This window comes from Rhodovulum visakhapatnamense (assembly GCF_004365965.1).
GTDB lineage: Bacteria > Pseudomonadota > Alphaproteobacteria > Rhodobacterales > Rhodobacteraceae > Rhodovulum > Rhodovulum visakhapatnamense.
In genome coordinates this window covers 1-11,028 of sequence record NZ_SOEB01000035.1, presented here as the reverse complement: position 1 = coordinate 11,028, position 11,028 = coordinate 1, and the positions used below count along the sequence as shown (strand labels likewise).

Here is an 11,028-nt window from a genome sequence, read left to right as displayed (position 1 = left end):
CGCGGCATCCGAGAGGGTGAGGGTGATCCGGGCCTCGCCTGCCGCCTCGGCCAGATCGACCATCAGCGTGTTGTCCGCGGCAAGGATCACGCGGGGGTCGGGGACGGGCTCGACCACGATTTCGGGCACGGCGATCGCGCCGCTGGGGACGGTTTCGGAGCCGACGGTTTCGCGGCAGGCCAGCAGCTGGCCCTCGTCCTGGGCGGTCACGGTGTAGCTCGGGCCGGTCGCGCCAGAGATGGGCTGGCCGCCGCGCGTCCACTGGTGGCGGGCCGAAAGCCCCGCCGCGGGATCGACGAGCCAGATGCCCGGGGTCACGGCCAGCGTCTCGCCGCGGGCCGGGATGCCCGAGACCCGCGGGGCCACCAGGTTGGTCTCGGGGCTCAGGTAATCGGCGAGAGGGATGGTGAAGGGCCCCAGCGCGGCATCCGAGAGGGTGAGGGTGATCCGGGCCTCGCCTGCCGCCTCGGCCAGATCGACCATCAGCGTGTTGTCCGCGGCAAGGATCACGCGGGGTGGAAGGCGTTCGGGATCCCGGTCAGTGCCGGGAGCCGGAAACGCGAGCGCGGCGAGAGACAGTCCGATCATCAAAGCAGGGCCACGATGCCGTCGGCCGTCGTGCCGGTCGCCCAGACCCGGGTGACCCGGACCGGGAAGGCGATGCCGGCGGCGATGAAGACGGTCGCGGTCGTGCCCCTGACCGTCGTCACCCGGACAAATCCGGTGGTGGCGACATTCAGGGCCCGCGAGGCATGAGTCAAATCACTGGAATCGCTTGGTGAAATCGGGGTCAGTTCGGCGGCTGGACTTTCAAGGCCGCCGGTGTGTCTGGCGAAGATATCGTTCATGGGGTCTTGCTCCTGCGAAGCCGTGAGGAAATGGCGCGATCTGGCGTTGCGGACGCCTTGAGACGCCGGAACCCGGGGAATTTATTCAAACCTGCTTAATCAGGATTGACGGGGGCGCACGCAGCGTGTGCCGTACCGGGGCGCCAGACTTGGCCACGCGATCATTCTGGCCTAGAACGGAGCATCTCTCGACCTGCCGACCCCGAGGCAGATGCAAGGACAGACATGCTGCTGCCGCCCTTTGTCGCCCTCTATCTCTGGCCGGTGGCCTGCATCGCCTTCTTTCGCAAGTACCGCCTGCAAACGGCACTCTGCGCGGCGCTTCTGGGGGGGTATCTGCTGCTTCCGGAAAAGACGTCGTTCAACCTGCCGCTGTTGCCGCAACTCGACAAGCAGACGGTCCCGGCCATGACGGCACTTGTGGCGGTTCTGCTTGTGGCGGGCGCGTCCCGGAACAGATGGCAGACCAGACCTGCCCCCAACGTTCTGCGGGGCCTGCTTCCGCGGCATCCGGCCGGGTTGGTTCTGCTCGGAGTTCTGGTCGCCGGATCCTTTCTGACCGTGCTGACGAACGGGGATTCTGTCCGCTACGGCTCGGCAGTCCTGCCCGGCATGCGCCCTTATGACGGATTTGCAGCCGTCCTGGCGATATTCATGTCCGTCCTGCCGATGCTCCTTGCGCGCAAGGTCCTTGCCAGGCCCGGAGATCACCGCCTGCTGCTGGGTGCCTTGGCCATTGGCGGATTCGCCTATTCCTTCCTCGCGCTTATCGAAGTGCGGATGTCTCCGCAGCTGAACATCTGGATCTACGGATTCTTTCAGCATTCCTTTATTCAACACTATCGCGGAGGCGGTGTCTGGCGGCCGGTCGTTTTCCTGCCGCATGGGTTATGGCTGTCGATCTTCTTCATGGCGACGGCAATTGCCGCCTGTGGATTGTGGCGGCTCAAGGCAATCCCGCGCAAGTTCTTCGGCATCGCCGGGATCTGGCTGCTGGGTACGCTGATCCTGTCGACGTCGCTTGGCGCGATGATGATCACCGCCGCGCTCCTGCCCGTGGCTCTGCTGCTGCGTCCACGCGGGCAATTGGTCGTGGCCAGCGTGATTGCCGCGATCTTTCTCACTTATCCCGTCCTGCGAAGCGCCGATCAGGTGCCTCTGGATCGGGTGCTGAACTTTGCCGAAAGCATCAATCCCGATCGGGCGGGATCGTTCAGGACCCGGATCTTGAACGAAGACATCATGCTGGCGAAAGCGCTGCAGCGCCCGGTTTTCGGCTGGGGTGGCTGGGGCCGGTCGCGCGTGATCGACAGCAGTGAGGGAAACACCGCCGGTCCCATTGCCGACGGGTACTGGACGATCGTTCTCGGGGTTGGCGGCTGGACACGGTATATTGCCGAATTCGGCCTGCTCACGGCTCCGATATTTCTGCTGCTGCTGGGATGGCGCCGCCGACGGCCCGGGTTGGAAACCGGGATCATCGCCATCATCCTTGCTGGCAATCTGATAGATCTCATCCCGAATGCCACGATCACGCCCGTGACCTGGCTTCTGGCCGGGGCTCTCTGGGGAAGGCTCGAAGTGGGGCAGGACAGTCTTGCAGAACCTGCCATTGCCGCTGGAGAGAGTGCCCGGCCCGGGAACCGTCGTGCCTCCGGCGACCCGCCGGAGGCGCCGTCACATCCTGTGCAGGAAACATCCCCCCTCTCTGCCTATACGCGTCAGACCCGCCGGGTCAGGCGGGGTGGAAACAAGGAGACCTAGATGAGCCGTGCCGGATCCATCGGGATCGTTCTGATCGGCCGCAACGAGGGCCAGCGCCTGATCCGGGCGCTGGCCGCGATCCCGCCCGGCGTTACCCGTCGCGTCTATGTGGACAGCGGGTCCACCGATGGCAGCATTGAGGCCGCGCAGGCGGCCGGAGCCGAGGTGATCTGTCTGGATACGGCACACCCCTTCACCGCGGCGCGGGCACGCAATGCCGGGATCCAGGCGCTGATGGCGGACGGCTCCGTGGACCTGATCCAGTTCATCGACGGCGATTGCGAATTGCAACCCGGCTGGATCGCCGCGGCACAAGCCTTCCTCGAAGATCATCCCGAGACGGCCGTGGTTTGCGGCCGCCGGCGCGAACGCCACCCTGACGCGACGCTCTGGAACCGGTTGGTTGACGCGGAATGGGACACTCCCGTGGGCGAGGCGCGGGCCTGCGGCGGGGACGCGATGATGCGGGCCGCTCCGCTGATCGCTGCCGGCGGCTACAACCCGGACCTGATCGCGGGAGAGGAACCCGAACTCTGCATCCGGTTGCGGGCCGCAGGTTGGAAGGTCTGGCGGCTCGATGCCGAGATGACACTGCATGACGCGGCCATGACCCGTTTCGGCCAGTGGTGGCAGCGGGCCCGGCGGGCAGGCCATGCCTATGCCGAAGGCGCCGCGATGCATGGGTTCGGACCCGAGCGGCACAAGCTGCGCGAAACCCGCAGCGCCATGGTCTGGGGCTTTGCCCTGCCGCTAGCAGCTCTCGCCGGAGCGGTGCTGATATCTCCCTGGGCTCTGGCGCTTCTGCTGCTTTATCCGTTGCAGGTTCTTCGCCTGATACGGAAAGGTCATGACCCCATGCGGGCGATCTTTCTTGTGCTGGCGAAACTGCCAGAGGTGCAGGGGGTGCTAACCTATCTGTGGCGGCGGGCCTCCGGTGCCCGGGGGCGGCTGATCGAATACAAGTAGCGCTCAGCCGCATGCCTAAAGACGGGAGACGATTTCGGGATGGATCCAAAGCATAACTGCCCCCGCGCCCAGCAGGGCCGCTAGCGCAAGTCCTCCGTCCAGCCCCGGGTCCCAGCCCTTGTTTCTGCGGGCGAAATAGACTGTGACCGGATAGGAGATCATTGCCACGATTGCGGGCGCAATCGCAGCACCCAGTAAGCCGAAGGCTTTCACGCCGGTATAGAGCACAATCATTTGCACCGCCGCCGTGAAGGACAGTTGCAGTGTGAGATCACGGGACCTGCCGGCTGCGAGGTAAAGCCCAGTATAGGCGTTCGAGATGATGAACGGCATGCCGGACAGCGCCAGAAGCACCAGAATCGGCCCGGCTTCGTGATAGGCTTCGGTGTAGAGAAGGCGGATCAGCCAGTCTCCGGCTATTGCCAGGAAAAGGCTCAGGACCAGCATGGCACCTGTCAGGCCAAGCCGGGCCTTGCGGATCTTGACCCGGTTTTCGGCCCCGGCCGAGGGAGGCTTCTCGCGGTAAAGCGGAATGAGGATGCGGTCCCCGAACTGCCGCGTCAGCATCAGCGGAACCGTCGCAAGAAAGAAGCCTATATTGTAAATCCCGAGCTCGCTCATTGAAACGAACTTTCCCAAGATGGCACGATCTCCCTGGTTGAGTAAAAACCCCAGGGTTGAACTAAGAAAGATGAACTTGCCGAAATTGAACTGTTCGCCGAAGGCGGCTCGTTCCAGCCGGAACCGGTTGGCATGCCCCGGCAGGAACAGATGCGAGGCCAGTGTGTTCAGCGCCTGTCCCACGAGCCCGCCGATCAGAAGCGCCCAAACCGATCTTAGCCAAAAGGCCAGCAACGCAAGGATCACCAGGCAGATCGCCTGGGTCGATAGCTCGATCAGCGTCACCCGCCCCAAGGCCAGATGTCGACCCGCCGTGGCCATCTTCGTCGACCGAAAACCGCAGATCAGAAGGCCGACGCTGGCCACCGGCAGCAGTGCAGCCAGTTCCGGCTGGTCATAGAATGCTGCAGCCGGGCCGCTCAGCGCCGTGACGATTACCCAGAGCAGGGCCCCGCGCAGGATCTGCACAACCCAGGCTGTGTCCAGGAACAACGGATCGTCGCCCCGCTTGCTCTGCATGATAGACACGTGCACGCCGGTATCCGAGAACATCTGCACCGCTGTCGTGACCACCTGCACAATGGTCATGAGGCCGAAATATTCCGGCACCAGCAGCCGGGTCAGCACCAGGTTTCCCGCCAGCCGCAGCACCTGAGTGCCACCAAAGCCCAGAAACGTGATCATCGACCCGCGCATCGCGCGCATCTTGAGGGAATCGCCCGTGAAAAACGCCTGGATCCAGCTGCGCATGTCCCACTCTACCTCTTTTGCCAGCCTTCTTGGCGCGTTTGCTTTTCCTTGGCAACGGCCCCGGGCCGAACTGGTTCACGATAGGATCCCGCAGACAGCCGTGACGCCGTGAACCGGACCGGTTTGCAACCTCCGGCCAGAAAGTCATGGTGACGCGAAGGACCCGCGCTGCTAAGCCGGGCGGGCCAGTCACAATTGCCCTTGTTCGACCCATTTGGAACCTGATGAATATCATTGAAACCTCTCTGCCCGGTGTCCTGATCCTTGAACCCCGACGGTTCGGCGATGCGCGTGGTTTCTTCGAAGAGACCTGGAACCGCCGCACGATGGCGGCCGCCGGTCTCGACCACGATTTCGTCCAGGACAACCACTCCCTGTCGATGCAGGCGGGCACCCTGCGCGGCCTGCATTTCCAGGCTCCGCCTTATGCCCAGGCCAAACTGGTGCGCTGCGGCCGCGGGGTGCTGTTCGACGTGGCCGTCGACATCCGCAAGGGTTCCCCCGCCTACGGACAGTGGGTCGGCGTCGAACTCAGTTTCGAGAACGGCCGCCAGTTGCTGATCCCCGAGGGCTTCGCCCATGGCTTCGCGACCCGCGTGCCCGAGACGGAAATCACCTACAAGTGCAGCGCTTTCTACGCGCCCGAAGCCGATGGCGGCGTGCATTGGGACAGTTGCGGGATTGCCTGGGACCTGAGCGGGGACCCGGTGCTTTCGGACAAGGACCGGACCGCCCCGCGGCTTGAGGAATTCGACAGCCCCTTCACATGGGAGGCCCCATGAAAATTCTGGTCACCGGCGGCGCGGGGTTCATCGGTTCGGCGGTGGTGCGGCGAGCCATCGCGGACGGCCATGAGGTGGTGAACCTCGATGCCCTGACCTATGCTGCCTGCCTGGAAAACGTGGCGTCTGTTGCAGGCCATCCAGGCTATGTCTTCGTGCAGGCCGATATCCGGGATCCCGCCGGGTTAGAGACTGTTTTCGCCGAACATGCCCCCGATGCGGTGATGCATCTGGCGGCGGAATCCCATGTCGACCGCTCGATCGACGGCCCCGGAGCCTTCATCGAGACCAACGTTCTGGGCACCTATGCGCTGCTGCAGGCGGCGCGCGGCTACTGGGAGGGCAGGGGCCGTCCCGAGAGCTTCCGCTTTCATCACATCTCGACCGACGAGGTCTTCGGGTCGCTGGGGCCCGAGGGCAAGTTCACCGAAACCACGCCCTACGACCCGCGCAGCCCCTATTCGGCCTCGAAAGCCTCGTCCGACCATCTGGTCCGGGCCTGGCACGAAACCTACGGGCTGCCGGTTCTGCTGACCAACTGCTCGAACAATTACGGCCCCTACCACTTCCCCGAAAAGCTGATCCCGGTGGTGATCCTGAACGCGCTGGCGGGCAAGCCGATCCCGGTCTACGGTGCGGGCGAGAACGTGCGCGACTGGCTTTATGTCGAGGACCACGCGGCGGCGCTGCTGCTGGTGGTGCAGAAGGGACAGGTCGGGCGGTCCTACAATATCGGCGGCGAGAACGAGGCCCGGAACATCGATCTGGTGCGCATGATCTGCGCGATCCTCGACGAGATAAAGCCCGCAGATCGACCCTATTCCAGCCTGATCAGCTTTGTCGCCGACCGGCCCGGCCACGATCTGCGCTATGCGATCGATCCCGCGCGCATCCGCGAGGAACTGGGCTGGCGGCCCTCGGTCACGCTGGAAGAGGGGCTTCGGCGGACGGTGATCTGGTATCTGGAAAACGAGACCTGGTGGCGCCCACTGCTGGATCGGCAGGGCGTGGGCGTTCGGCTGGGAACGAAGCGGTAACTGACATGATGCGGATCGGGTTCCTCTCGGTACATAACCCCTATGATCGCAACAGCTTCAGTGGCACGCCCTATTACATGTTACGCGCACTTGAGGCCCAGTCCGGCCTTGAGGTGCGTGTGCTCGGTCGTCATAGCCCCCCCCCCACGAGGCTTGGAGGGCGACTGATTACCCGTCTGGAAAGTGCTGTTTCCGGGGCACGCAGAAAAGACATAGGGTGTGAAGATATCGATGATCGGGGTCTTCACGGAATCGTGGCGCCTGTTTCCTCGAGCTTGGTGGCCCACCTCGGCGATGCACTGACTGCACCAGTTCTTTTACTGACCGATGCCACGCCGCAATTCTTGCGCGAGTTTTACAGCAAGCCCATCCCACCTGAAGCGGATGAAGCCGAGGCACGGGCGCTGTCGCGGGCCGTCCGGGTGATCTACTCCTCGGATTACATGGCGGCACGTGCTCAGGCGGAATTTCCGGAACTGGCCCCAAGCCGGATCCATGTCATCCCCTTCGGGGTCAACTTGGACGGACTGCCGGAAACCCCGCCGGAAAAGCCGCCACTGGACAGACTCGAGCTGCTCTTTATCGGTCAGGACTGGGTTCGGAAGGGTGGGGACATCGCTCTGGCTACGCTGGACGCGCTCCGGGACAGTGGGGTTGCTGCGCATCTGACAGTGATCGGCGCCACCGTGCCCGAGGCCTTGGCCGATCCCGATACCACCGTGTTGGGCTATCTCGACAAGAATGACTCCACCGATGCCGCGCGACTGGCCGAGGCCCTGAGCCATGCCCATGTGCTCATTCTGCCGACCAGGGCCGATTGCACCCCCATGGTGGTCGCCGAAGCCAATGCCCATGGCTGTCCGGTACTGATCAGCGATACCGGAGGAATTGCCACGCTGATGGATGCCCGAGGGCGTAATGGGCGAATGCTGCCGCCGGGAGCGGACGGGGCGGCCTATGCCACGATTCTGCGCGGTATGACTACCGATCCCGCTGCCTACCGCCAGCTCAGCAAATCGAGTTTCGAGCATTGCCGCACGCGCCTGACTTGGGATGTCTGGGCCCGGGACATCGTGACCGTTCTGCAGGACATCACCAAGCTGGAGCACATCCCATGAGGAAGACTTTTACCGCCTCGCTCGGGTGTGACTTCAGTTTGCTCAGAGGATCACGCAAACCGTCCCAGCGTTTGGCGCAATGCACTGAAATCAAGGGAGGGGGCCATGTTCTGGGGACTTGCCGCGGTCTCACGCTTTCCTTCGGCTTCAAACATAAACCGGCCGGGTTGTGCAAATTCGTCAAAGAACATCCGGAACATCGCCGGATTCTTGGAGACGATCAAAACAAAGCGGCAGCAGATGGCACTGTCGGTGGTGCCAGGGGGAAACACGCCACGATGCATGACAATGCCTCCGGCAAGAACTGCTCAGCCTCGGGGCTCTCGATCCGTGGCCATTTCCAGAATGTTGGGTACGCCGGTTTCGTTGCGGACATGAAGGATCTTCAATGAGACTTCTGGTTTTTGGACGTAGTGGCCAAGTCGCGACCGAACTGGCGCGCCACATGCCTCATGGCGCGAACCTGATCTGCTTCGGCCGCGAAATGGCAGATATCTCTGTCCCCGGAGCGATCGAGACCGCTCTGGCAAAGATCGAGGTCGATGCCGTCGTCAATGCCGCGGCCTATACCGCAGTTGACCGCGCCGAAGAGGAAGAGGCTCTGGCCACCCGCGTCAATGGCGCGGCCCCCGGAGCGATGGCGCGCATCTGTGCCCAAAGGGACATCCCGTTCGTTCATATCTCGACTGATTACGTCTTCGACGGTCGTGGCAATACCCCCTGGGCGCCCAGTGATCCCGTGGCCCCGCTCGGAGCCTACGGCCGCAGCAAGCTGGCAGGCGAAGAGGCCGTCACCGCGGCGGGCGGACGTCATGCGATCTTGCGCACCTCCTGGGTCTTCTCTGCCCATGGGCAGAACTTCGTGAAGACCATGCTCCGGCTTGCGGAGACCCGTGACCGCCTGACCGTCGTGGCCGACCAGATCGGCGGGCCGACACCGGCGGCCGCCATCGCAGATGCCGCATTCAGGCTGGTTCAGGGTCTTTCCCGAGGGGGGGCTTCGGGGATCTACCACTTTTCCGGTGCCCCGGACACGAGTTGGGCGGGCTTCGCGCGCGAGATCTTCGCCCAAGCCCGGAACCCTGGCGGACAGGCGGTCGAGATCGAGGACATTCCCAGCTCTGCCTATCCGACGCCTGCGCGGCGGCCGCTGAATTCGCGGCTCGATTGCAGGGCCCTCGAACGCGATTACGGCATCTCCCGGCCCGACTGGCTGGTAGGCCTCAAGGACGTTCTGAAGGAGCTTGATACATGACCAGTCGCAAGGGGATCATTTTGGCGGGCGGCTCGGGCACCCGGCTTTACCCGATCACCATCGGCGTCTCGAAGCAGCTGCTGCCGGTCTATGACAAGCCGATGATCTATTATCCTCTGTCGGTGCTGATGCTGGCCGGGATCCGCGAGATCGCGCTGATCACCACGCCCCAGGATCAGGACCAGTTCCGCCGACTGATGGGCGACGGGTCACAATGGGGGCTCAGCTTCGACTACATTGTCCAACCTTCTCCCGACGGGCTGGCCCAGGCCTACCTGCTGGCCCGCGATTTCCTAGCGGGCAGCCCCTCGGCCATGGTTCTGGGCGACAACATCTTCTTCGGCCATGGCCTGCCAGACATCCTTCGGCGCGCCGATGCCCAGGCCAACGGCGGGACGGTCTTCGGCTATCGTGTGGCCGATCCGGAACGCTATGGCGTGCTCGACCTCGACGGCGCCCGGGTACGACGGATCATCGAGAAACCGGCCGATCCGCCGTCGAACTATGCGGTGACCGGGCTCTATTTCCTCGACGGAACCGCCCCGGAGCGGGCAGCCCATGTAAGACCTTCGGCCCGTGGCGAGCTGGAAATCACCGAGCTTCTGGAAATGTATCTGGCCGACGGAACCCTGACGGTCGAAAAGATGGGCCGCGGCTATGCCTGGTTCGACACCGGCACCCATGCTTCTCTTTTGGATGCGGGTAATTTCGTCCGTACGCTGACTGCGCGACAGGGTCTGCAGACCGGCTCTCCTGAAGAGATTGCCTTCCAGAAGGGGTGGATCAGCAAGGAGGACCTTCTGCGGGCCGCCGCCCCCTTGGGCAAGAATGCCTATGGGCAGTACCTTCAGCAGGTGGCAAACGAGACCTGACCTGCGCCGACGGGGCCGAGAGAGGTGCCCGGAACCGGTTGCCCGAGATTATCGAGGGGGTTGAGTTCCGCTACGGCCGGCGCCAACTTCAAATCGCCGCCTGATCCGGCATCACCAACTTTCGCGCGTTACCCATACCGCCGTTGATCACAGCATAAGGTTTTGAAAATGTACAATAAATTACTTCGGCATTTGGCTGTTGAGCGAGGGAAGATGGTGCGCCTTTGGAAAAGGCTCTGTCGGCCGAGCGCAGAGGACTGGACGGCTTATCTCAAACGGCATGGCGGGTTTCACAGGCTTGGCGACAACTGTTTTATTATGCCGGATTCGGTTTTCACAGATCCCTATCTGACATCGATCGGTAACAATGTCTGGATTGTTGGGGCATGGGTTGCCTGCCATGACGGCAGCGCCGTCATGGCAGGCAACGCGCTTGGGAAGAAGTTCGATACAGTTGCACCCGTGATCTTGCATAACGATGTCTTCATTGGCCGGGGCGCCATCATCCTTCCGGGGGTAAGCATCGGTCCTCGAGCAATCGTTGGGGCCGGTGCTGTTGTCGGTAAGGATGTCCCCCCGGACACAATCGTTGCCGGCAACCCTGCGCGCAAAGTGCGGGGGTTTGCCGAACACGCAGCGAAGCTTTCGGCGCGAACCGAGGGGTATCCCTGGAAGCTCCTGATCGAAAGCCGTGAAGGTGGGTACGATCCCATGATCGAACCGGAGCTTAGACATATGCGCGTAGCATATTTCTTCCCTGAAGATTGAGGTGTTACCCGAAAACCGGACTGTCAATCGGCATTGAATCGTGACCCCGTATTGGAGTGCGCCCCTGCGGATGGACCAGGCGGTTGGGTTGAATTGATCCTCCGCGGGTTTTCATAGGAAGAAAACGCATGTGTCCACTTAGGCTCAGGACGCATTGATTTTCTTGAGGCTGCCCGGCCTGCGTGATTCAAACTCCCGGACTGACGGGGGTGATGATGAGCAACCTTTTCTGGCTGACCGACGAGCA

The 11,028-nt window shown here is 63.0% G+C and carries 12 protein-coding genes; 9 read left to right on the top strand and 3 right to left on the bottom strand.

Annotated features, from left to right (window positions below):
• Both EV657_RS19675 and EV657_RS19670 read right to left on the bottom strand, forming a co-directional pair.
• Positions 1-510 (bottom strand): hypothetical protein (locus EV657_RS19675; RefSeq protein WP_208323318.1); only part of this gene is annotated, 510 nt, incomplete at its 3' end.
• 77 nt (positions 511-587) lie between these two features.
• Positions 588-848, bottom strand: coding sequence for a spike base protein, RCAP_Rcc01079 family (locus tag EV657_RS19670; protein WP_134079500.1), 261 nt, complete (start codon positions 846-848; stop codon positions 588-590).
• A 225-nt stretch (positions 849-1,073) separates the two neighbouring features.
• Between EV657_RS19670 and EV657_RS19665 the strand changes: the two genes are divergently transcribed.
• Both EV657_RS19665 and EV657_RS19660 read left to right on the top strand, forming a co-directional pair.
• Positions 1,074-2,612: a hypothetical protein gene (locus EV657_RS19665; RefSeq protein WP_134079498.1), complete on the top strand. Its 1,539-nt coding sequence runs from the start codon at positions 1,074-1,076 to the stop codon at positions 2,610-2,612.
• The gene (locus EV657_RS19660; protein WP_134079496.1) at positions 2,613-3,578 is read left to right on the top strand and encodes a glycosyltransferase family 2 protein; all 966 of its coding nucleotides are present in this window, start codon (positions 2,613-2,615) and stop codon (positions 3,576-3,578) included.
• A gap of 15 nt (positions 3,579-3,593) precedes the next feature.
• Here EV657_RS19660 and EV657_RS19655 read toward each other — a convergent pair whose 3' ends face one another.
• The gene (locus tag EV657_RS19655; RefSeq protein WP_134079495.1) at positions 3,594-4,949 is read right to left on the bottom strand and encodes an oligosaccharide flippase family protein; all 1,356 of its coding nucleotides are present in this window, start codon (positions 4,947-4,949) and stop codon (positions 3,594-3,596) included.
• Between the two features lie 224 nt (positions 4,950-5,173).
• Here EV657_RS19655 and rfbC point away from each other — a divergent pair, with 224 nt between their 5' ends.
• The 7 genes from rfbC (at position 5,174) to EV657_RS22580 (ending at position 10,781) form a co-directional block, all read left to right on the top strand.
• Positions 5,174-5,731 (top strand): dTDP-4-dehydrorhamnose 3,5-epimerase, encoded by a 558-nt coding sequence (gene rfbC, locus EV657_RS19650; protein ID WP_134079493.1) that lies wholly within the window; start codon positions 5,174-5,176, stop codon positions 5,729-5,731.
• A complete protein-coding gene (gene rfbB / locus EV657_RS19645; RefSeq protein ID WP_134079492.1) occupies positions 5,728-6,768 on the top strand; it encodes a dTDP-glucose 4,6-dehydratase in 1,041 nt (346 codons plus the stop codon). The genes rfbC and rfbB overlap by 4 nt, the downstream gene beginning before the upstream one ends.
• A gap of 5 nt (positions 6,769-6,773) precedes the next feature.
• Entirely contained in the window at positions 6,774-7,886 is a 1,113-nt protein-coding gene (locus tag EV657_RS19640; protein WP_134079490.1) for a glycosyltransferase family 4 protein, read from the top strand.
• Positions 7,883-8,278, top strand: coding sequence for a hypothetical protein (locus EV657_RS19635; RefSeq protein ID WP_134079489.1), 396 nt, complete (start codon positions 7,883-7,885; stop codon positions 8,276-8,278). Before EV657_RS19640 ends, EV657_RS19635 begins: the two co-directional genes overlap by 4 nt.
• Positions 8,275-9,141 (top strand): dTDP-4-dehydrorhamnose reductase, encoded by an 867-nt coding sequence (gene rfbD / locus EV657_RS19630; RefSeq protein WP_134079487.1) that lies wholly within the window; start codon positions 8,275-8,277, stop codon positions 9,139-9,141. Before EV657_RS19635 ends, rfbD begins: the two co-directional genes overlap by 4 nt.
• Positions 9,138-10,013 (top strand): glucose-1-phosphate thymidylyltransferase RfbA, encoded by an 876-nt coding sequence (gene rfbA, locus EV657_RS19625; protein WP_134079485.1) that lies wholly within the window; start codon positions 9,138-9,140, stop codon positions 10,011-10,013. The genes rfbD and rfbA overlap by 4 nt, the downstream gene beginning before the upstream one ends.
• A gap of 168 nt (positions 10,014-10,181) precedes the next feature.
• Positions 10,182-10,781: an acyltransferase gene (locus EV657_RS22580; protein ID WP_134079484.1), complete on the top strand. Its 600-nt coding sequence runs from the start codon at positions 10,182-10,184 to the stop codon at positions 10,779-10,781.
• Positions 10,782-11,028 lie beyond the last annotated feature (247 nt).